Genomic DNA, 21,665 nt, shown 5'->3' with positions numbered 1-21,665 from the left:
CAGACCTCTACCTCGCGCTACCAGACCTCTACCTCGCGCTACCAGACCTCTACCTCGCGGTACCAGGGCTCTACCTCGTGGTGCCGAGGTTTCTGCCGCGGCGTCACGGGCGGGGGACGTCGCGGCGGCGGAAGCCCGCGAGGCCCAGCGCGACGAGCGCGACGGCGAGGAGCGTGAGCCAGACGAACGGCCACGGCTCGACGTCCGCCCCGGGGAGCTGGGGGACGTGCCAGAACGGGGAGACGCCGCTGGCCCACGACGGCAGGTCGAGCAGGGCACCGAACATCGTCACGACGAACGAGTACGCGAGGAGCGCCCACGCGAGCGACGCGAGGCCCGGCCGCCAGCCGAACGCGGCGACGGCGACGCCCGCGACGACCGCGATCGCCGGGAGGTACGCGAACGACGCGGCGAGGTAGTCGCCGAGCCCGAACGCGTCCTCGCCGACGCTCAGCGCACCGAGCCACAGCCCGACGGCGCTGACGAGGAGCAGCACCGACGTCCCGACCAGGGTCACGACGAGCTGCGCCCCGAGCCACCGGACGCGCCCGACCCCGGTCGCGAGCACGGGCTCGAGGCGTCCCGCCGTCTCCTCGCCGCGGGCCCGCTGGGCCGACGCGACGGCGAACCCGCCCGCGCCGAGCCCGAGGAACAGCGCCATGACGGCGACGAACCCGCCCACGAGGTCGGAGGCGTCGCCGAGCATCTGCGCGATCTCGGGGTTGTCGGCGACCATGTCGCCCACCGAGTCGACGAACGTCCCGCACGCGAGCGCGGTGACACCGACCCCGATGCTCCACGCGAGCACGGACGCGCGCTGCTGGCGCCACGCGAGGGCGAGCGGGCTCGCGAGCCACGCGGCGGCGTCGGGCCGCCCCGCGCGGGGCGGGACCAGGCCGGCACCGAGGTCGCGCCGCGCGGCGAGCGCCGCGCCCAGGGCGAGGAGCAGCACCACGAGGACGGCCGAGAGGCCGAGCGGCCACCAGCGCAGGTCGACGAACGCGCGGATCTGCTGCGCCCAGCCGATGGGGGAGAGCCACGAGACCCAGCTCCCGTGCTCCTGCTGGACGTCGCCGACCGCGCGCAGCAGGAACGCGACGCCGAGCACGGCGAGCGCGAGGCCGCTCGCGGCGCGCGCGTGCTCGGTCACCTGGCTCGTCACGACCGCGACGGCGGCGAACACGAGCCCCGTGACGCCCACCGCAGCGCCGAGCGCGAACGAGTCGACGGCCTCGAGCCCGGTCGCGACGAGGACGGCCCCCGTCGCGAGCGCGATGGCGGCGTTCGCGACGAGCGCGGCGACGAACGCGGCGGTCGCGGGGGCGTGACGCCCGACGACCCCGGCCCGGACGAGCTCCGCCCGGCCGGTCTCCTCCTCGGCGCGCGTGTGCCGCACGACGAGGGAGATGCTCATGATCGCGACGGCGACCATGACGGTGAGCGCCATCTCGTTCGCGATCATCGCGCCGAGCGTGTAGTCCTCGATCCCGTACTGGGGACCGGACAGCATGATCCCCGCGGGGCTGGACACGAGCGCCGCGCGCGCCTGGCGGTCGGCCGCGGTGGGGTAGAGCGTGTCCAGCGCGACGGCCGCGTACCCGAACAGGAGCGCGATCGACGCGGTCCACACGGGGATGCGGACGCGGTCGCGCCGCAGGACGAAGCGCAGCAGCGTGGTCCAGCCGGTGGCCGCGCGGCCCCGCCGGTGGGGCTCGGGGGCGACGGCGGTGGCGCGCCGCCCGCGCGTCGGTGCCGCCGTGCGCGCGGTCCCGGGGGCGCTCACAGCGCGCCCGCCCCGTCGAGCACGGCGAGCTCGTCGCCGTAGTGGCGCAGGAACAGCTCCTCGAGCGACGGCGGGTTGACCGTCACGGACCGCAGCCCGAGGTCGGTGAGCGTGCGCAGGACGGCCTCGACGTGGTCGTTGTCGACGTCGAACCGTGCCCGCGTCCCGTCCGCGCCGGGCTCGACGACGAGGTCGTGCACGCCGTCGTGGGTGTCGAGCGCGGACGGGTCGCGCTCGGTCACGGCGGTGACCGACGAGCGCGTGAGGTGGCGGAGCTCGGCGAGCGTCCCCGACTGCACCGTGCGCCCGGAGCGGATGATCGTCACGGTGTCGCAGAGCTTCTCGACCTCGGCCAGGATGTGGCTGGAGAGCAGGACGGAGCGGCCCTCGGCCGTCACCTCGCGCACGCACTGCGTGAACACGGACTCCATGAGGGGGTCGAGGCCCGACGTCGGCTCGTCGAGGACGAGCAGCTCGACGTCGGACGCGAACGCCGCGACGAGCGCCACCTTCTGCCGGTTCCCCTTGGAGTACGTGCGCGCCTTCTTCGACGGGTCCAGCTCGAAGCGCTCGAGCAGCAGCTTCTTGCGCTGCGGGTCGACGCTCCCGCGCAGCCGGGTGAGCAGGTCGATCGCCTCGCCGCCGGTGAGGTTGGGCCACAGGCTCACGTCGCCCGGCACGTAGGCGAGGCGCTTGTGGAGGTCGACGGCGTCGTGCCAGGGGTCTCCGCCGAGCAGCCGCGCGCTGCCGGAGTCGGGCCGCAGCAGCCCGAGCAGCACGCGGATGGTGGTCGACTTGCCCGCGCCGTTCGGTCCGAGGAACCCGGCGACCTCGCCCGCGCGGACGGTGAGGTCGAGGCCGTCGAGCGCCTGCACGTGGCCGAAGGCCTTGCGCAGGTCGTGCACCTCGACGGCGGGGGTCGTGCTCGTCATCGCGTCTCCTCCTGGTGGGTGGTGTGCTGCAGGTAGGCGTCGAGCAGGGTCGTCTCGACGAAGAGTCCTTCGGTGAAGACCTCGAGCGCGGGGAGCATCACGCGCTCGACGTACTCGCGCAGGTCCGCCTCGGGGTCGCGCGGCTCGGCCCGCTCGCGCAGCGCGCCGTCGACGAGCAGGGACCCGAGCGAGACGGAGACGAGGTAGCGCGCGCGGGCCGCCTCGTCGCGGCTCGGGCGGATGACGCCCGCGGCGACGCCCGACTCCATGTACTCGAGCGTGACCTGCGTGAGGTGCTCGACGAACGACCGCGCGAGGTCCCCGCCCGCCTGGAGGCTGCGCAGCGTGTACTCGAACACGGGCGCGTAGTCCTCGATCCCGGCGAGCTGCGCGAACAGTCCCATCGGGCCCGCCGCGGGGTCCTGCGGCGAGATGGCGTCGGTCTTGGCGGCGCGCACCGCGTCGAACACGTAGTCGTCGCACGCGCGGCGCAGCCCGTCCTTGGAGCCGAAGTGGTGCACGACGAGCGCGGCGCTCACGCCCGCGTCGGCGGCGATGGTGCGCAGCGGCGCGCCGAACCCGTCGCGCGCGAAGCGCGAGACGGCGGCGTCCCGGATGCGGGCGCGGGTCGTGAGGTCGTCGGTGCCCGACGGCGCGGGGCGGCCGCGGCCGGTCGGCGAGGGCTGGTCTGAACGCACGTTCAATAGACTAAACACCCGTTCAACGAGTGTCCACCCGCGAGGGAGCGCTCTGTCGCGACCTGGCCCTTGACGCCGACGACGGCGCCGGGTTGAGTGGAGGTCACGACGCGATGGGAGCGCTTCCATCCGTCGTTTCCGCACCCCCGTGTCGATCGAAGGAGATCCGCATGAGACGTCGTGCCGTCCTGTCCGCCGTCGCCGCTCTCGCGCTCGCGAGCCCGCTGCTCGCCGCCGCCGGGAGCGCCGGCGCCGCCCCCGTCCCGACCCCCGCCGCACCCCGGGCGACGGCCGCCCCCGCGGCGGACGACGTCGTCGGGCCGGGGACCCGCCTCTACGTGGACCCGTTCTCCACGACCCTCCAGGCCGCCGCCGCGCTCACGGGCCAGGCCCGCGCCGACGCCCAGCTCCTCGGGTCCTTCCCGTCGGCCTCATGGTTCACGGGCGGCACGCCCGACGAGGTGCGCGACGACGTCGCGTCCGTCGTCCGGGCGGCCGCGACCGACGGGTCGGTGCCGACCGTCGTCGTCTACAACCTGCCGTTCCGGGACTGCGCGCAGTACTCCGCGGGCGGCGCCGCCGACACGGCCGCCTACACGGCCTGGGTCGACGCCGTCGCCGAGGGGATCGGCGACGACCCGGCGATCGTGATCCTCGAGCCGGACGGGCTCGGGATCATCCCCTGGTACACCGACATCAACGGCAACCCCGAGTGGTGCCGGCCGGCCGAGCTCGACCCGGAGACCGCCGCGGCCGACCGGTTCGTCCAGCTCAACCACGCCGTCGACGCGCTCACGGCGCTCCCGGCCACCTCGGTCTACCTCGACGGGACGCACAGCGGGTGGCTCGGGGTCGGCGACATCACCGACCGCCTCATCAAGGCGGGCGTCGAGCGCGCCGACGGCGTGTTCGTCAACGCGTCGAACTACGTCGAGACCGAGCGCCTCGTGAAGTACGGGACGTGGATCAGCGACTGCGTCAACCTGTCGGTGAACAGCTGGTGGGAGCCCGCGTGGTGCGCGAGCCAGTACTACCCGGCGAACCCCGACGACGTCGAGACCTGGGGCCTCACCGACGCCGCGTACGCCCAGGCGTACGCGGACACGGGCGTCGCGCGCGACCCGGCGGCGCAGAAGCACGTCGTCGTCGACACGAGCCGCAACGGCCAGGGGCCGTGGACCGCGCCGTCCGGCGTCTACGCCGACCCCGAGGTGTGGTGCAACCCGCCCGACCGCGGGCTCGGCGAGCGACCGACGACGGACACCGGGGACCCGTTCGTCGACGCGTACCTGTGGATCAAGGTGCCCGGCGAGTCCGACGGCAAGTGCTACCGCGGCACCGGCGGCCCGCTCGACCCCGCACGCGGCATCGAGGACCCGGCGGCGGGGCAGTGGTTCGTCGAGCAGGCCGCTGAGCTCCTCGCGCTCGCCTCGCCCGCCGTCGAGCGCCCGACCTGCGAGGTCGCGTACACCGTCCACGGGACGTGGCAGGGCAAGAAGGGCAGCGGCTTCATCGCCCAGGTCGAGCTCCGCAACACCGGCGCGTCGCCGCTCGACGGCTGGGAGCTGCGCTGGACGCCCGACGGGGACCAGCGGCTCACCGACGTGTGGGGCGCGCAGGCGGGCCGCGACGGCGCCGCCCTCACCGCGCACAGCCTGTCGTGGAACGCGCGCGTGCGACCGGGCGCGACGGCGACGTTCGGCTTCGTCGCGTCGGGCGCGCCGGGCGCCGGCCCGCAGCTCGTGACCCTCGGAGGGCGCCCATGCCACGTCGTCTGACCCGTGGCCGCGGCTCCCCGCACGACGTGCGTCGTGGAGATCACGGGCACTGGGGACGAGAGACCCCTGCCGTTCCGGGCCAGACACCCGTAGGCTGGGGGTAGCCGTCGGCGGCACCGCCGGCGCCACGTCCCGGCGCGTCGGACCGTCGGGACGTCGAGAGGCCCGTCGCACTCGTGCGACGGGCCTTTTCGGTCCCGGCGGCCGGACATGGTGCGACGGACGACGACGAAGGGCCCGCCGCGAGTGCGGCGGGCCCTTCGGTCTGCGGAGGATGGGGGATTCGAACCCCCGAGGGCTGTTAACCCAACACGCTTTCCAAGCGTGCGCCATAGGCCACTAGGCGAATCCTCCTGGTGCGACGGCCGACGCGCACACGGCGCACCGACGGCAGCGCAACGAGGATACCGGACCGCGGCGTCCGGGCCGAATCGCCCCCGCGCCCGACCGGGTTTCGGGTGGGGCGCCGACCTGGGCTAGGGTGGGCGCAGACCCCTCGTGCGGCATCATCTCGCCGAACTCCCCCAGGGCCGGAAGGCAGCAAGGGTAGGTGAGCTCTGGTGGGTGTGCGAGGGGTCCTTCGCGTCCCGGGGCCGCGGCGGACCCGAGCGGTCGAGGTGCAGCCTCGGTCCCGGCGTGGTTCTCTGCCCGTGTGACCGGGGAACCGCAGCGTCCGTTGTCAACGGGGCGCCTGGTGCGCCTGGTCGTCCCGGCGCTCCTGGTCGGCGTGCTCTGCGCCCTGACCCTTCTCGCGCTCTCGGCGCTCGCCACGTGGATCCAGGACCTCGTGTGGGACCGGCTGCCCGCGGCGTGGGGCCTCGCGACGACGGAGACCTGGTGGACGGTCGTCGTGCTCACCGTCACGGGCCTGCTGGTCGGCGCGACGATCCGGTGGGCACCGGGGCACGCGGGGGTCGACCCCGCGACGACGGACCTCGTGACCGCTCCGCTCCCGCTGCGTGCCCTGCCCGGCCTCGCCCTCACGCTCGTCCTCGGCCTCGCGGGCGGCGTCAGCCTGGGGCCGGAGAACCCGATCATCGCGATCAACGTCGCCCTCACGGCCTGGCTCCTGTGCCGCCCCCGGCTGGGCGTGCCGGTGCAGGGTGCCGTGGGCCTGGCGATGGCCGCGACGATCGGGGCGATGTTCGCGACGCCGGTCGCGGCCGCGCTCGTCCTGACGGAGACGCTCGCCGAGCGGGGCGACGCGCCGGGACCGCTGTTCGACCGGCTCTTCGCCCCGCTCGTGGCCGCCGGGGCCGGGGCCGTGACGATGCTCGCGTTCGACGCGCCGACGTTCGCGATCGACCTCCCCGACCATCCCGGGCTGCACGTCGGCGACGCGCTGAGCGCCGCGGTCGTGGCCCTCGTCGCCGCACTGCTCGCGCTCCTGGCCGTCCTCGCCCTCCCGTGGGTCCACCGCGCGTTCCACGCGCTGCGGCACCCCGTCCTCGCCCTCGGTGCCGCCGGTCTCCTGCTCGGGCTCCTCGGGGTCCTCGGAGGGCCGCTCACGCTCTTCAAGGGGCTGGCGCAGATGAAGGAGCTGTCCGAGGAGGCCGACACGCTCGCCTGGTCGGCGATCCTCGTCCTCGCCCTCGTCAAGCTCGTCGCCCTCGTCGTCGCCGCGGGCGCCGGCTTCCGGGGCGGTCGGATCTTCCCGACGGTGTTCGTCGGCGTGGCGGTCGGGCTCGCGGCATCGTCGCTCGTCCCGGCCGTGCCCGCGGCGGTCGCGGTGTCGGCGGCCGTCCTCGGGGCCGTGCTCGTCGTGAGCCGGGACGGGTGGCTCGCGCTCTTCATGGCGGCCGTGACCGTGGGCGACGTGCGGCTCATCCCGGTGCTGTGCGTCGCGATCCTGCCGGTCTGGCTGGTCGCGCGGGTGATGCCGCCGATGCGCGTGGACCCTCCCGCGGACGGAGCGCCCGAGTTCGCCGCCCTGGCCCGGACGTGAGCGGCGGTGTGGCGCAGATCTCCCCGTTCGGTCGTCGCACGGCCCTCATGACCTGGCCAGGTGCCCGCTTCGTCCCGGTCTGAGGCCGGGGATTCCCGGCATGCGACCATTTCTCCGTCCACATCATGGACAATCTGGCCCGGGGATTGGCGTCCGGGGTGCCACCGTGCACATGATGTCGGCATGACCCGGAACCACGTCGTCACCACGACCCCGCGCGCAGCGTCCTGCGCCGGCACGTCGTGCTGTCGTGGCGTGCGCACCGGGCGAATGTGCGGCTGCTGACGCCGTCGTGACCCGCAGGGAGACCTGCGCCGCACCCGCCGCGTCGTCCTGACGACGACGCCCCCGCTCGCCGCGTGGCTGATGGCCCGCCGGAAGCACCCCGAACCCCACCGCCTCGCAGGGCCGTCCCTGCACCACCGGCCGCGCCGGTCGCCACCCGTGACCGTCGTCGCCGCCACCGGAAGGAACCCCCATGTCGTTCTCGACCACCCGCAAGCGTCTGACCTGGACCGCGATCGCCGCCACGGCCGCCCTCACCCTCACCGCCTGCGGCGGTGGCGACGACACCGCGGGCGGCGCCGCGAGCGGCGACGCCGCGGACCCGATCCGCGTCGGCGTCGTCGGCGCGTCCGACGACAAGTGGGCGGTGTTCCAGGAGCAGGCCGAGGCCGAGGGCATCGAGATCGAGCTCGTCGACCTCCAGGACTACACGCAGGCGAACCCGGCGCTGTCCCAGGGCGAGCTCGACGTCAACCAGTTCCAGCACCTCCAGTTCCTCGCGGGGTACAACGTGGACGCGGGCGACGACCTCCAGCCGATCGGCGCGACCGCCGTCTACCCGCTCGGCCTGTACTCGTCGAAGCACACGTCGCTCGAGGAGATCCCCGACGGCGGCCAGGTCGCCGTGCCGAACGACCCGACCAACCTCGCCCGTGCGCTCCTCGTGCTCCAGGAGGCCGGCCTGGTCGAGCTCAAGGACGGCGGGAGCTCCATCTCCACCGAGGCCGACGTGCTGCCCAGCTCCAAGGTGACGGTCACGCCCGTCGACGCCGCGCAGACCCCGATCCAGCTCCAGTCGGTCGACGCGTCGATCATCAACAACGACTTCGTCGAGGACGCGGGCCTCAAGCCCGAGGACGCGCTCTTCCAGGACGACCCCGACTCCGACGCCGCCAAGCCCTACATCAACGTGTGGGTCGCGCGGGCCGAGGACAAGGACGACGCGACGCTGCTCAAGCTCGCCGAGATCTCGCACTCGCCGGAGGTCGTCGAGGCGGAGAAGAAGGCGTCGGGCGGCACCGCCGTCATCAAGGAGAACACGCCCGCCGAGCTCCAGGAGATCCTCGCGGGCATCGAGGACGACATCCGCAACTCCTGACGTCCCCGCGAGGGCGGGCGCGCGCGTCGCGCCCGCCCTCGCGCGCCGTCGTGCCCGGGGGAGGACGATGGCAGGCGAGCGGCACACCCCGACAGGCGGCCCCGACGACGCACCTGGTGATCCCAGGCGACCCGGGCGGCCCCGGCCCGGAGGCCCGGCCTCCGACGAGAGGAACCCGACGTGACCGACGTCCCCCGCGACGAGGGCGGTGACGAGCAGCCCGCGATCGAGCTGCGCCACGTGAGCAAGACGTTCGGCGAGGGCGACGGCGCCGTGCACGCCGTCGACGACGTCTCGCTGCGCATCCGCCGCGGTGAGATCTTCGGCGTCATCGGCTACTCGGGCGCCGGCAAGTCGACGCTCGTGCGGCTCGTCAACGCGCTCGAGACCGTGACGAGCGGCGAGGTCGTCGTCGACGGCCAGGTGATCACCGGGCTGCCCGAGCGCCGCGTGCGCGAGGTGCGCTCGCGCATCGGCATGGTCTTCCAGCAGTTCAACCTGCTGTCGTCGCGGACGGTCGCCGGGAACGTGGCCTACCCGCTCAAGGTGGCCGGCTGGCCGCGCGAGAAGCGCGCCGCGCGCGTCGCGGAGCTCCTCGCGTTCGTCGGCCTCGCCGACAAGGCGAAGGCGTACCCGCGCCAGCTCTCGGGCGGGCAGAAGCAGCGCGTCGGCATCGCGCGCGCGCTCGCCGCGCAGCCGACGATCCTCCTCGCCGACGAGGCGACCTCCGCGCTCGACCCCGAGACGACGCGCGAGGTGCTCGCGCTCCTGCGGCGCGTCAACGCCGAGCTCGGCATCACCATCGTCGTCATCACGCACGAGATGGAGGTCGTGCGCTCGACGTGCCACCGCGTCGCCGTGATGGAGCACGGGCGGGTCGTCGAGACGGGTGACGTGTACGACGTCTTCTCCGCACCGAGCGCCGACGCCGCGCAGCGGTTCGTCGGCACCGCGCTCCACGACCGCCCGTCGCGCGAGACGCTCGCGCGGCTGCGCGAGCGGCACCCCGGGCGGCTCGTGACGGTCGGCGTGCGCGAGGGCGCGAGCACGGGGACGGACCTGTTCCGCCTCCTGCGTGAGCACGACGTCGACGGGTCCGTGGTGTACGGCGGCATCTCCGAGGTCGGGGAGCGCCCGTTCGGGTCGCTCACCGTCGAGCTCGACGCGCCGGAGGACCGCATCGCGCCGTTCCTCGTCGCGCTGGCCGAGCGGGCCGACGTCGTGGACCTGGGGACCGCGGACCGGCCGCTCGACGACCCGCGCGTCGCGCGGCTCGACGCCGACCCGGGCGGCGGGGACGCCCCCGAGGAAGCCGGCGGCGACCTGGGCGACCCGTACGGGACCGGCCGCGAGACCCTCTTCCGCCACGGCAACCTCGGAGGCCGCTGATGAACCGCGACTGGTCCCAGCTCTGGCCGATCCTCTGGGAGTCCTTCGGGCAGACGCTCCAGATGGTGTCCGTCGCGCTGCTCACGGGCGGGCTGGCGGGCCTCGCCCTCGGCATCGCGCTCTACGTGACGCGGCGGGGCAACCTGCTCGACAACCGCTGGGTGTTCGGCGTGCTCAACGTGCTCGTCAACATCGTGCGGCCCATCCCGTTCATCATCTTCGTCACGCTGCTCGGGCCGGTGACGCTCCAGGTGGTCGGGACGACGCTCGGCACCGAGGCGTTCATCTTCCCGCTGTCCGTCATGACGGCGTTCGGCACGAGCCGCATCGTCGAGCAGAACCTCGTGGGCATCGACCCAGGCGTCATCGAGGCGGCGCGCGCGATGGGCGCGTCGTCGTGGCGCATCATCACGACCGTGCTCGTCCCCGAGGCGCTCGCGCCACTCATCCTCGGGTACACGTTCCTCTTCATCGCCGTGCTGGACATGTCCGCGATCGCGGGGATCATCGGCGGCGGCGGGCTCGGCAACTTCGCGATCGTCTACGGCTACCAGCGTTACAACTGGGGCGTCGTGGTCGTGACGGTCCTCGTCATCATCGCGATCGTCCAGGTCGCGCAGCTCCTCGGCAACTGGCTCGCCCGCAAGGCGCTCCACCGCTGACCCGCCCCGCGAGATCGGCCCGTGCGTCCCCAGATCGACCTCCCGAGGGTCGATCTCGGACGTACGGGTCGATCTCGTGGCGCTCGGCGTCGACCACGGCGGAGCGGCCTCGTGCCTGTGGGACGCGGCGTCTAGAGTGACGGGGGTGAGCACCGCCCTGTACCGCCGCTACCGGCCCGAGACCTTCGCCGAGGTGATCGGTCAGGACCACGTGACCGCGCCGCTCATGCAGGCGCTGCGCAGCGGCCGGGTGAACCACGCCTACCTCTTCTCCGGCCCGCGCGGCTGCGGCAAGACGACGAGCGCGCGCATCCTCGCGCGCACGCTCAACTGCGCGCGGAACACCCCGGACGACCCGCTCGACACGCCCTGCGGCGAGTGCCCGTCGTGCGTCGAGCTCGCGCGCGGCGGCCCGGGCAGCCTCGACGTCGTCGAGATCGACGCGGCGTCGCACAACGGCGTCGACGACGCCCGCGAGCTGCGCGAGCGCGCCGCGTTCGCCCCGGCGCGCGACCGGTACAAGATCTTCATCCTCGACGAGGCGCACATGGTGACGCCGCAGGGCTTCAACGCCCTGCTCAAGCTCGTCGAGGAGCCGCCCGAGCACGTGAAGTTCGTCTTCGCGACGACGGAGCCGGACAAGGTCATCGGCACCATCCGCTCGCGCACGCACCACTACCCCTTCCGTCTCGTCCCGCCGGACGTGCTCGGGCCCTACCTCGAGGAGCTGTGCGCCGCGGAGGGCGTGACGATCGGCGGCGGCGTCGTCCCGCTCGTCACGCGCGCCGGGGGCGGCTCCGTCCGCGACTCGCTGTCCGTCATGGACCAGCTCATCGCGGGCGCCCAGGACGGCGCCGTGGAGTACGAGCGCGCCGTCGCGCTCCTGGGCTTCACGCACGCGACGCTGCTCGACGACGTCGTGGACGCCCTCGCCGCGCGCGACGGCGCGAGCATCTTCCGCGTCGTGGACCACGTCATCGCGACCGGGCACGAGCCCCGGCGCTTCGTCGAGGACGTCCTCGAACGCCTGCGCGACCTCATCGTCATCGCCGTCTCCGGCGACGAGGCGCAGGCCGTGCTGCGCGACCAGCCCGCCGACCAGCTCGCACGCATGCGCGCCCAGGCGCAGAACCTCGGCGTCGCCGAGCTCTCGCGCGCGGCCGACCTCGTCAACGCGGCGCTCACGGAGATGACGGGCGCCACCTCGCCGCGACTCCACCTGGAGCTCCTCATGGCGAGGCTGCTCCTTCCCGGGGCCGACGACGGCGCAGCCGGGTTCGCGGCGCGCCTCGACCGGCTCGAGCGTGGCGGCCTGGGCGCCGTCGCCGCCGTGCCGGCGGCCGTCTCGCCGGGGGCGGGGACGCCTGCCGGCGCCGGAGCCGCCGTGCCCGACGGCGGCGGCCGGGCCCCCGCCGCGACCGCACCGGCGTCCGGCCTCACCGGTGCCGCCGCCGTGCGCGCCGCCCTCCGCCCCACCCGGTCCACCCCGTCCGCCCCCGCTGTGCAGCCGTCGGCCGGTGCCGCCGCGCCGACCGACGCGCGGCCCGCACCCGAGCCGGCCGAGCCCCGCGCCGCCGCGGCCGTCCCGGCAGGGACCGTCGAGGACGAGCGGGCCTCGGCGCCCGGCGCCCCGTCGGCACCGGACACCCCGTCCGTACCGAACGAGGGCGTCGTTCCGTCGGGCACGACCGAGCCCGCGCGCACGGACGCCGCGCCGCCCGCCGTGCCCACGTCGTCGTCGACCGCGGAGACCGGCGGCGGACCGGCGCAGGCGGTGCCGCCGGTCGAGCAGACCGGTACCGCGCGTCGGACCGGCCCGGTCGAGCCAACCGGTCCGGCGGAGCAGGACCACGCGGACGCCGATGCAGCGACGCGCGACGACGCCGTGTCGCCGACGCGCGAGGAGGCGGCGCCGCCCGCGCGTGCCGAGGCGGCCCCCGCAGGGCTGGCAGCAGGCCGTCCGGCGCAGCCGACGGCGAGCGCCCCGTCCGGTGCCGCGAGCCCGGCGTTCACGACCGAGGAGCTCCGGCGGCGCTGGCCCGAGGTGCTGGAGAACCTGCGGGCGAACCCCGTCACGTGGTCGCTGGTCGGCCCGAACGCGCAGGTCGCGGAGCTCGCGCAGGGCGTCCTCTTCCTCGCCTTCCCGTCGCCGGGCCTCGCACGCACCTTCTCCTCCTCGCGGCACATCCATGCGGTGCAGGACGTCGTCTACCAGACCCTCGGGCTCCAGGTGCGCGTCGAGGCGCGGCTCGACGAGGGCGGGGCGGCCGGTGCCGGGCGCCCCTCGGCACAGGGCCCTGCGGCCCCCGCGCCCGCGGGCCCCGGTCGGGGCCCGGCAGCGCCCGGCCTCGGCGGGACCGGTCCGGAGCCCGGCTCCGGAGGGGGCGGTGCGTCCGTGCCCCTCGCGACGGTCGGCGCGCTGGGCGGGACCGTGGCGTCCGGCACGGCCACCTCCCCGACCGCGCTCGCGACGGGCGCGTCCGCACCGCGCGGCGCCGTCGCGTTGCAGGAGCGACCGGTCGAGACGGGCGTCGCCGGCGGCGACGCGGACCACCGTCCGGTGGTCGACGCCGCGGACGAGGCCTGGCTCGCCGGAGCCTCGTCGCCGTCGCCGTCGCCCGAACCTCGGATCGACACGGCGGACGAGGCGTGGCTCGCGGGGGCGCCCGCCGAGCCTCCGGCCGACCTCGACGACGGGCCCGAGCCGGAGCCTGTTCTCGACCACGCCCCGGAGACGCGCGTGGTGCCCGCTGCGCAGGCTCCGGCCGCCCCGGCACCGGTCTCGCCCGTGAGCCCTGCGCCAGCCTCCCCGGCGCAGCCGCTGCGCGGGGTCTCTGCCGCGCGCGCGGCGATCGCGGCGGCCACGACGGCCCGCGTCTCCCGACCTGCCGAGGCGTCGGCTCGGCGGGACGCGCCGTCGACGGTCGATTCGATGGACGACCTGCCCTCCGCGGACGACCCCGACATCGTCTCGACCGGTCTGGTCGGGACGGCGCTCGTCGTGAGCCTGCTCGACGGCAAGATCATCGAGGAGATCCAGGACCAGGGCGTCTGACCGTGAGCCGGGGCGGCCTCCACCACGTCGAGCTCTGGGTGCCGGACCTCGCCCGGGCGGAGCGCTCCTGGGGCTGGCTGCTCACCGAGCTCGGGTACGCGCTGCACCAGCGATGGGAGCACGGCCGGTCCTGGCGACTCGGCGGGACGTACGTCGTCGTCGAGCAGAGCCCGGTGCTCGCGTCCGGGGAGCACGACCGGCTGCGGCCGGGCCTGAACCACCTCGCCTTCCGCGGCGGCTCGCGCGCTGACGTGGACGAGCTGGTCCTGCGGGCCGGCGACCACGGGTGGTCGTTGCTGTTCGGCGACCGCCACCCGTTCGCCGGCGGAGACGACCACTACGCCGCCTATCTCGAGGACGTCGACGGGTTCGAGGTCGAGATCGTCGCGTCCTGACCGACCCGGCCGTCCTGCCTCGACCGGGCAGGCCGGTCGTGTGGGCCGCGCCCCGTAGGCTGGGGGCGTGTACGAAGGCGCTGTCCAGGACCTGATCGACGAGCTCGGCCGGCTTCCCGGCGTCGGGCCCAAGAGCGCGCAGCGCATCGCGTTCCACCTGCTCGCGGCCGACGCGGTCGACGTGCGCCGGCTCGCCGACGCGCTCACCGAGGTGAAGGCGCGCGTGCGCTTCTGCGAGACGTGCGGGAACGTCGCGGAGTCCGAGCAGTGCCGCATCTGCGCGGACCCGCGCCGGTCGCCCGAGGTGATCTGCGTCGTCGAGGAGCCCAAGGACGTGGTCGCGATCGAGCGCACGCGCGAGTTCCGCGGTCGGTACCACGTGCTCGGCGGCGCCATCAACCCGATCGAGAACGTCGGTCCGGGCGACCTGCGGATCGCCGAGCTCATGGCGCGCCTCGCCGACGGCCAGGTGACCGAGGTGATCCTCGCGACCGACCCGAACGTCGAGGGCGAGGCCACGGCCACGTACCTCGCGCGCATGCTCGGACCCATGGGCCTGCGCGTGACCCGCCTCGCGTCCGGGCTGCCGGTCGGGGGAGACTTGGAGTACGCGGACGAGGTGACGCTCGGCCGGGCGTTCGAGGGCCGACGTCTCGTCGGCGGCTGACGAGAGGTGACGAGCATGGGGGAGATCGAGAACGACCCCGACCTGCGGGAGATCGCCGAGGGCATGGCCGCGCAGGCGCGCGCGTTCCTGACGACCGCGACGCAGGTCGCGTCGGGGGCCGCACCCGGGGCCGTGCTGCCCCTGCTGCTGCTCGCGCTGTCGGACGCGCTCGCCGCGGGCGCACGGCTCGGGGCGATGGGCGACGTCGTCCCGGTCGAGCGCTTCGAGCCCGACGCCGGCCGCGACACCGACGTGGACCCGCTGCGGACGGCCCTCTCCCAGCTCTTCGACGGGTTCGACGACTACGCCGAGATCACGGACCCGCTCGTGGGCGCCGAGGTCGGGGCCGCGTCCCTCTCGGGCGACCTCGCGTGCGTCGCCGAGTGCCTCGCGAAGGGCCTCCAGCACTACGACGGCGGCCGCGAGCTCGAGGGCCTGTGGTGGTGGCAGTTCTCCTACGTCTCGCTCTGGGGGGAGCGCGCCGCGAGCGCGCTGCGCGTGCTGCAGCTCGCGCTCGCGCACCTGCGCCTCGACGTCGAGGACGACGTCGCGGCCGAGGCGGAGTACGACGCCCTCCAGTCCTGACGCACGTCGCGGTTCGATGCCCGTCCGGCGGACCGGATGCGCACGACCGGGACGCAGGACCACCGCGACCGAGGCGCTGTGGTACCACTAGGGAGTGCTGCCCGCCTTCTCCCTCCCGGTCTCCGGCGGGCTCGAGATCGACGGCGTGACCGTCCTCCTGCTCGTCCTCGCCGCCCTGACGGCGGGGTGGATCGACGCCGTCGTCGGCGGCGGGGGTCTGGTCCAGCTCCCCGCGCTGCTCCTCGTGCCCGGCATCAGCCCGGTCCAGGCGCTCGCGACGAACAAGCTCGCGAGCATCATGGGCACCTCGGTGAGCGCGGCGACGTACTACCGGCGGGTGGGCCCCGACCTGCGGACGGCCGGTCCGATGGCGCTCGCGGCGCTGGTCGGCGCGATCGGCGGCGCCGCCCTCGCGTCGCGCATCCCGGCGGAGCTGTTCGAGCCGATCATCCTCGTGGTGCTCGTCGGGGTCGCGGCCTACACGATCGCGAAGCCGAAGCTGGGGCACGCGACGAACCTGCGCTGGGAGGGCAACGGCCACCGCTGGGCCGCAGCCGGGATCGGCCTCGTCATCGGCACGTACGACGGCCTCCTCGGCCCGGGCACCGGGACGTTCTTCGTCATCGCGCTCGTGAGCATCCTCGGGTACGCGTTCCTGCCCGCGTCGGCGCTCGCGAAGATCGCGAACTTCGCGACGAACGCGGGCGCGCTGATCTTCTTCGTCCCGTACGGCGCGGTGCTGTGGGGCCTGGGCCTGCTCATGGGCGCGGCGAACCTGCTCGGTGCGTACGTCGGGGCGCGCATGGCCGTGGCCAAGGGCAGCGCGTTCGTCCGCGTGGTGTTCGTGGTCGTGGTGGGAGCGCTCATCCTCAAGCTCGGCTCCGATGTCGTCACCGACCTGCGCTCCTGACACCACGCTGACCAGCGCGGAGACCTGTCTGGTGTCACGTGGTGTCGAAATGTTGCCATCAGGGGTTGTCATGACACCACTCGTGGTGCCATGATGGCGTCATGGACCTCACCCCGTATGTCGACGACCTCCAGAACCGCCTCGCCGCCGCCGCGGACGCCGCGGGGGACGACGGCCGCCGGCTCGCCGAGCGGCTGACCGCTCCTCTCGACGCGGCCGTGCGGCTCGTCCTGCTCGACGCGCTCTCGGCCGCGGCGGGAGAGATCTCCGCGGAGCTCGCGCCCGGGTCGGTCGACGTGCGGCTGCGGGGCGGCGCCCCGGAGTTCGTGGTCGCCGCCCCGGCCTCCGCGGCCCCGCCCAGCGCTCCCGGTGAGCCGGCGTACGGCCTCGCTCCGGCGTCCGCGCCGACCCCCGCCGCGGCGCCGGTCGACGCCGAGTCCGGCGCCACGACCCGCACGACCCTGCGCCTGCCCGACCACCTCAAGACGCAGGCCGAGACCGCCGCCGCCCGCGACGGCGTCTCCGTCAACACGTGGCTCGTGCGCGCGGTCGCCGCGGCGCTCGAGCAGTCCACCGGGCGCCCGGCCGCGCAGGCCCGCCCGCAGCCGCGCGGCTCCGCCCGCGTCACCGGCTGGGTGCGCTGACCGCTCCGGTCCGCGCGCCCGCCCCTCCCACCATCCGCTGACACCACACCGACACCACCGTTGGAGCTCCGTCATGCCCACTTTCCCCGCCTCCCAGCCCGTCCCGGTCGTCGTGGACGTGCCCTTCGCCAACCTGCACGTCGTCGCCGGCGACCGTGACGACGTCGTCGTGACGGTCCTGCCGACGGACCCCTCGAAGTCCGGCAGCGTCCGCGCGGCCCAGGACGTCCGGGTCGACCGCGACGGTGACGCCGTCACGATCCTGTACCCCGGCTCGTGGAAGCAGTTCGTCCTGCCGTTCGCGGCCGGGACCGCCGACATCACCGTCGAGCTCCCGGCCGGATCCGACCTCCGCGGCAAGGCGGGCACCCTCTACACCGAGGGCTCGCTCGGGGACGTCGACATGACGCTCTCCGTCGCCGACGTCCGGCTCGAGGACGTCGACCGGCTGGCCCTCAAGGCCTCGGCGGGGTCCGTCGTCGTCGGCCGCGTCGCCGGCGCCGCGGACGTCAAGGTCAGCGCCGGCTCGGTGCGCATCAGCGAGATCGCCGGCGACGGGACCATCAAGGCCAGCAACGGCACGACGACGGTCGGCGCCGTGACGGGCACGCTCGCCGTGCAGGGCGCGCACGGCGAGATCGCCGTGGCCCGGGTGCTCGGCACGCTCACCGCCAAGTCCGCCCACGGCGGCATCCGGGTCGACCGCCTGGAGTCCGGCAGCGTCACGCTCAGCACGTCGTTCGGCTCGATCGACGTGGGCGTGCCGGAGGGCACGGCCGCGTTCCTCGACGCGAGCTCCGAGCACGGCAGCGTCCGCAACCACCTCACCCCGACCGAGGGGCCCGTCGAGAACGAGGCCACCGCGGAGATCCACGCGAGCACCGGCTTCGGCGACGTCGTCGTCCGCCGGCCCTGAACCCCACCTGAGAGAGACGGAGACCTGGACATGTCAGTCGACCAGACGCTCGAGCCCGCGGTGCGGGTCCGAGGCATCGAGAAGTCGTTCGGCGACCTGCACGTGCTGCGTGGGGTCGACCTGGACGTGGCACGCGGGAGCATCTTCGCGCTCCTGGGGTCCAACGGGGCGGGCAAGACCACGCTCGTCCGCATCCTGTCGACGCTCCTCACGCCCGACGCGGGCGCTGCGAGCGTCCACGGGTACGACGTCGTCGAGCAGCCCGGGCAGGTCCGGGAGTCGATCTCGCTGACCGGGCAGTTCGCCGCGGTCGACGAGGTCCTCACCGGGCGCGAGAACCTCGTGCTCGTCGCGCGCCTGCGCCACCTGAAGCACCCCGGTCAGGTGGCGGACGACCTCCTCGCCCGCTTCTCGCTCACGGACGCGGGCTCGCGCCGGGCAGGGACCTACTCGGGCGGGATGCGCCGTCGCCTCGACATCGCGATGAGCCTGATCGGCGACCCGCCTGTCATCTTCCTCGACGAGCCGACGACCGGTCTGGACCCCCAGGCGCGCATCGAGGTCTGGGCCACGGTGCGCGAGCTCGCCCAGGGCGGCACGACCGTGCTGCTCACCACGCAGTACCTCGACGAGGCCGAGCAGCTCGCGGACCGGATCGCGATCCTGCACCGCGGCACCATCATCCAGAACGGCACCCTGGCCGAGCTCAAGGCGCTCCTGCCGCCCGCGCAGGTCGAGTACGTCGAGAAGCAGCCGTCCCTGGAGGACGTGTTCCTCACCCTCGTCGGCGCGACCGGCGAGGACCCCACGACCCCGACGACCACCGAGGGCGCCCAGCCCGCCGGAGAGGAGCTCCGATGACCACGCACGTCCTGGCCGACACCCGTGTCCTGACCGGCCGCTCGCTGCGCCACATCCTGCGCAGCCCGGACACGATCATCACGACCGCCGTCACCCCGATCGCGCTCATGCTGCTCTTCGTCTACGTCCTCGGCGGCGCGATCGACACCGGCGCCGCCGGGTCGTACATCGACTACATGCTGCCCGGCATCCTGCTCATCACCGTCGCCTCGGGCGTCGCGTACACGTCGTACCGGCTGTTCCTCGACCTGCAGGGCGGCATCTTCGAGCGCTTCCAGTCGATGCCCGTCGCGCGGTCCAGCGTCCTGTGGGCGCACGTGCTCACGTCGCTCGTGGCGAACCTCGTCTCGGTGACGATCGTCGTCGGCGTCGCGCTCCTCATGGGGTTCCGCACCGACGCGTCGGTGGGCGCGTGGCTCGCCGTGCTGGGCATCCTCGTGCTGTTCACGCTCGCCCTGACGTGGCTCGCGGTGGTCGCCGGGCTCTCGGCCAAGACGGTCGACGGCGCCTCGGCGTTCAGCTACCCGCTGATCTTCCTGCCGTTCATCAGCTCCGCGTTCGTCCCCACGGACACGATGCCGGGCCCGGTCGCGTGGTTCGCGGAGAACCAGCCGGTCACCGCGATCGTCGACACGCTGCGCGCGCTGTTCGGCGGGCAGCCGGTCGGCTCCGACATCTGGGTCGCGCTCGCGTGGCTCGTCGGGATCCTCGTCGTCGCCTACGCGTGGGCCGTCGCGATCTACCGGCGCAAGATGCGCTGACCCGAGGGACGCGAACGGTCCCGGCACGGGTGGAGGCGTGCCGTCCGCACCAGGGGCGTGGCGCGGACGGCGTCCCGTGCCGGGACCGTCTGCCGGTGAGGGGCCGTGGTACGGCCCCTCACCTGTCTGTGCGACGCCCGCTACGCGAAGCGCTCCGGCCGGCCGGCCGGGATCACGTCCGGGCCGCCCGTCGCCTGGTCGGCCTCCGCCACGGCGCCGATGTCGTCCCCGTGCACCGGAGCGCCCGGCAGGTCGACGTGCGGCGCGTCGGGCGGGGGCGGGGTGACGCTCCCCGCCAGCAGGTCGGGGCGGTCGGCGACGGTCGTGATCCCGCTCGAGACCTTGTAGCCCTTCTTGCGCATCGCTCGCGCCCGCTCGCCGGCGGACCGCAGGCGCGGGTTCACGTACTCGTCGATGCCGAAGTTGATGAGCGACAGGGCCATGCCGAGCAGCGCGATGCACAGGCCGGCGGGGACGTACCACCACCAGTAGTCGGGGAAGGCGCCGTTCTGCTGGGCCCAGAAGAGGATCGTGCCCCAGTTGAGGTTCGTGATGGGGATGACCCCGATGAAGGCGAGGGTCGTCAGGCCGAGGACCGCCGCGGTCACCGTGCCGACGAAGCTCGACGCGATGATCGCGGTGAGGTTCGGCAGCATCTCGACGGCGATGATGCGGTGGATCGGCTCGCCGTTCGCCCGCGCCGCCTGGATGAAGTCCCGGTTGCGGAGCGACAGGGTCTGCGCCCGCAGGACGCGCGCGCCCCAGGCCCAGCCCGTGATCGCGAGCACCGTGGAGACGAGGAGGAGGCTCGGGTTCTCCTGCTGCGACGCCACGATGATCATGAGCGGCAGGCCCGGGAGCACGAGGAACACGTTCGTGAGCGCCGAGAGGGACTCGCTGCGCCAGCCCGCGATGTACCCGGCGGTCACCCCGACGATCACCGCGACGAGCGTCGCGATGATGCCGGAGACGAACCCGACGACCAGCACGCCCCGCGTGCCGTAGATGATCTGGCTGAGGACGTCCTCGCCCATGTGCGTCGTGCCGAGCAGGTGCTGCGCGGACGGCGGCTGCTTGAGCGCGGTGAAGTCCTTCTCGAGCGGGCCGTACGGCGCGAGGAGGTCGCCGAAGATCGCCACGAGCGTGAACACGCCGAGGATGATGAGGCCGGTGAGCGACTTGCCGTTGCGGAACATCGCGAACGACGCCCCGGCGCGGCTCGCGAGGCCGCGTCCGGAGGAGCCGCCCGAGGCGGCCGGCGGGGTCGCGGGCGCGGTGGTCTCGCTCGCCGCGGTCGTGGTGGTGGACGTCATGGCTCAGGCCTCCGTCTGACGCGTGCGCGGGTCGAGGGCGGCGTAGGCGACGTCCGCCAGGATGTTCGCGACGAGGACCGAGAGCGTGATGACGAGGAAGAGTCCCTGCATCAGCGGGTAGTCCTTCGCGTTGGTGGCGTCGAGCAGCAGCTTGCCCACCCCGGGGTAGGAGAAGACGAGCTCCATGACGAGCGTGCCGCCGACGATGAAGCCGAGCGAGAGCGCGAAGCTCGACAGCTGCGGCAGCACCGCGTTGCGCGACGCGTAGCGCGTGAGCACCTTGCGCGGCGGGAGGCCCTTGGCCTGGGCGACCGTCACGTAGTCCTCGTCGAGGACGGTGATCATCATGTTCCGCATCCCGAGCACCCAGCCGCCCAGCGACGCGACGACGATGGTCAGGGCGGGCAGCGTGCCGTGCTGGATCACGTCCCAGGCGAACTCCCACGACCACTCGGGCGACGCGCCCTTGCTGTACGCGTGGGACGCCGGGAACCAGCCGAGCATGCTCGAGAAGACCGCGATGGCGATGAGGCCCATCCAGAAGTACGGGACGGTCGAGAAGAACGTCGAGATGGGGACGATCGCGTCGGCCTTGCTTCCGCGGCGCCAGCCGATGATCGCACCGAGGCCGCTGCCGAGGAAGAAGCTGAGGATCGTCGCGATGCCGACGAGCCCGAGCGTCCACGGCAGGGCGGCCGCGATCACGTCGCCCACGGGGGCGAGCCCCTTGGAGAACGAGCGACCGAGGTCGCCGCTGAGCATGAGGCCCCAGTAGTCGATGTACTGCTGGAACAGCGACCGACCGTCGTCGAGCCCGAAGAGGGTGCGCAACGACTCGGCCGCCTCGGGGCTGATCTTCCCCTGGTTCTTCGCGAGGTACGCGGAGACCGGGTCGCCCTTCATCATGCGGGGCAGGAAGAAGTTGATCGTGATCGCCGCCCAGGCGGTGAACAGGTAGAAGGCGGTGCGGCGGGCGAAGAATCGCAA

Annotated in this window: 19 protein-coding genes, 1 tRNA gene and 1 other RNA gene; 15 read left to right on the top strand and 6 right to left on the bottom strand. The window is 73.9% G+C overall.

The window, feature by feature from the left end; genetic code table 11:
* Window positions 1-103: 103 nt before the first annotated feature.
* The 3 genes from NHH00_RS15820 to NHH00_RS15810 are packed head-to-tail and all read right to left on the bottom strand — an operon-like array spanning window position 104 to window position 3,413.
* Window positions 104-1,783: an ABC transporter permease gene (locus tag NHH00_RS15820; protein ID WP_253054003.1), complete on the bottom strand. Its 1,680-nt coding sequence runs from the start codon at window positions 1,781-1,783 to the stop codon at window positions 104-106.
* On the bottom strand, window positions 1,780-2,715 hold the full coding sequence (locus tag NHH00_RS15815) for an ABC transporter ATP-binding protein (RefSeq protein WP_253054001.1): 936 nt from the start codon (window positions 2,713-2,715) through the stop codon (window positions 1,780-1,782). The genes NHH00_RS15820 and NHH00_RS15815 overlap by 4 nt, the downstream gene beginning before the upstream one ends.
* The gene (locus NHH00_RS15810) at window positions 2,712-3,413 is read right to left on the bottom strand and encodes a TetR/AcrR family transcriptional regulator (protein WP_253053999.1); all 702 of its coding nucleotides are present in this window, start codon (window positions 3,411-3,413) and stop codon (window positions 2,712-2,714) included. Before NHH00_RS15810 ends, NHH00_RS15815 begins: the two co-directional genes overlap by 4 nt.
* Window positions 3,414-3,583: 170 nt before the next feature.
* On the opposite strand from NHH00_RS15810, the gene NHH00_RS15805 reads away from it, so the two are divergent.
* Window positions 3,584-5,191 carry a glycoside hydrolase family 6 protein gene (locus tag NHH00_RS15805; protein ID WP_253053997.1) on the top strand — a complete coding sequence of 536 codons (1,608 nt, stop codon included), beginning with the start codon at window positions 3,584-3,586 and terminating at the stop codon, window positions 5,189-5,191.
* A gap of 268 nt (window positions 5,192-5,459) precedes the next feature.
* On the opposite strand, the gene NHH00_RS15800 is transcribed toward NHH00_RS15805, so the two are convergent.
* Window positions 5,460-5,545 (bottom strand) — tRNA-Ser (locus tag NHH00_RS15800).
* A gap of 133 nt (window positions 5,546-5,678) precedes the next feature.
* On the opposite strand from NHH00_RS15800, the gene ffs reads away from it, so the two are divergent.
* The 14 genes from ffs (at window position 5,679) to NHH00_RS15730 (ending at window position 19,365) form a co-directional block, all read left to right on the top strand.
* Window positions 5,679-5,775, top strand: an RNA gene (gene ffs / locus NHH00_RS15795) — signal recognition particle sRNA small type.
* A 110-nt stretch (window positions 5,776-5,885) separates the two neighbouring features.
* Window positions 5,886-7,136, top strand: a complete 1,251-nt coding sequence (locus NHH00_RS15790; RefSeq protein ID WP_253053995.1) for an ion channel protein — start codon at window positions 5,886-5,888, stop codon at window positions 7,134-7,136.
* A 478-nt stretch (window positions 7,137-7,614) separates the two neighbouring features.
* Window positions 7,615-8,520 (top strand): MetQ/NlpA family ABC transporter substrate-binding protein, encoded by a 906-nt coding sequence (locus NHH00_RS15785; RefSeq protein ID WP_253053993.1) that lies wholly within the window; start codon window positions 7,615-7,617, stop codon window positions 8,518-8,520.
* A 180-nt stretch (window positions 8,521-8,700) separates the two neighbouring features.
* Window positions 8,701-9,909, top strand: a complete 1,209-nt coding sequence (locus NHH00_RS15780) for a methionine ABC transporter ATP-binding protein (protein ID WP_374615117.1) — start codon at window positions 8,701-8,703, stop codon at window positions 9,907-9,909.
* On the top strand, window positions 9,909-10,571 hold the full coding sequence (locus tag NHH00_RS15775; protein ID WP_253053991.1) for a methionine ABC transporter permease: 663 nt from the start codon (window positions 9,909-9,911) through the stop codon (window positions 10,569-10,571). Before NHH00_RS15780 ends, NHH00_RS15775 begins: the two co-directional genes overlap by 1 nt.
* Window positions 10,572-10,716: 145 nt before the next feature.
* Window positions 10,717-13,626 (top strand): DNA polymerase III subunit gamma and tau, encoded by a 2,910-nt coding sequence (locus NHH00_RS15770; protein ID WP_253053989.1) that lies wholly within the window; start codon window positions 10,717-10,719, stop codon window positions 13,624-13,626.
* Window positions 13,627-13,628: 2 nt separating this feature from the next.
* Window positions 13,629-14,021, top strand: coding sequence for a VOC family protein (locus NHH00_RS15765; RefSeq protein WP_253053987.1), 393 nt, complete (start codon window positions 13,629-13,631; stop codon window positions 14,019-14,021).
* A 67-nt stretch (window positions 14,022-14,088) separates the two neighbouring features.
* On the top strand, window positions 14,089-14,688 hold the full coding sequence (gene recR / locus NHH00_RS15760; RefSeq protein WP_253053985.1) for a recombination mediator RecR: 600 nt from the start codon (window positions 14,089-14,091) through the stop codon (window positions 14,686-14,688).
* Window positions 14,689-14,703: 15 nt separating this feature from the next.
* Window positions 14,704-15,273, top strand: a complete 570-nt coding sequence (locus tag NHH00_RS15755) for a DUF5063 domain-containing protein (protein ID WP_053371787.1) — start codon at window positions 14,704-14,706, stop codon at window positions 15,271-15,273.
* Window positions 15,274-15,367: 94 nt separating this feature from the next.
* The gene (locus NHH00_RS15750; RefSeq protein WP_253053983.1) at window positions 15,368-16,183 is read left to right on the top strand and encodes a TSUP family transporter; all 816 of its coding nucleotides are present in this window, start codon (window positions 15,368-15,370) and stop codon (window positions 16,181-16,183) included.
* A 101-nt stretch (window positions 16,184-16,284) separates the two neighbouring features.
* Complete coding sequence (locus NHH00_RS15745; protein WP_253053981.1) at window positions 16,285-16,827, top strand: histidine kinase; 543 nt, start codon at window positions 16,285-16,287, stop codon at window positions 16,825-16,827.
* A gap of 73 nt (window positions 16,828-16,900) precedes the next feature.
* On the top strand, window positions 16,901-17,743 hold the full coding sequence (locus NHH00_RS15740; RefSeq protein ID WP_253053979.1) for a DUF4097 family beta strand repeat-containing protein: 843 nt from the start codon (window positions 16,901-16,903) through the stop codon (window positions 17,741-17,743).
* 30 nt (window positions 17,744-17,773) lie between these two features.
* Complete coding sequence (locus NHH00_RS15735) at window positions 17,774-18,604, top strand: ABC transporter ATP-binding protein (protein ID WP_253053977.1); 831 nt, start codon at window positions 17,774-17,776, stop codon at window positions 18,602-18,604.
* On the top strand, window positions 18,601-19,365 hold the full coding sequence (locus NHH00_RS15730; RefSeq protein ID WP_253053974.1) for an ABC transporter permease: 765 nt from the start codon (window positions 18,601-18,603) through the stop codon (window positions 19,363-19,365). The genes NHH00_RS15735 and NHH00_RS15730 overlap by 4 nt, the downstream gene beginning before the upstream one ends.
* A gap of 140 nt (window positions 19,366-19,505) precedes the next feature.
* On the opposite strand, the gene NHH00_RS15725 is transcribed toward NHH00_RS15730, so the two are convergent.
* Entirely contained in the window at window positions 19,506-20,678 is a 1,173-nt protein-coding gene (locus tag NHH00_RS15725) for an ABC transporter permease (protein ID WP_253053972.1), read from the bottom strand.
* A gap of 3 nt (window positions 20,679-20,681) precedes the next feature.
* Window positions 20,682-21,665, bottom strand: coding sequence for an ABC transporter permease (locus tag NHH00_RS15720; RefSeq protein ID WP_047232284.1), 984 nt, complete (start codon window positions 21,663-21,665; stop codon window positions 20,682-20,684).

The organism is Cellulosimicrobium cellulans (assembly GCF_024124905.1).
GTDB classification, from domain to species: Bacteria; Actinomycetota; Actinomycetes; order Actinomycetales; family Cellulomonadaceae; genus Cellulosimicrobium; species Cellulosimicrobium cellulans_G.
This window is presented reverse-complemented; position numbering and strand designations above follow the sequence as displayed.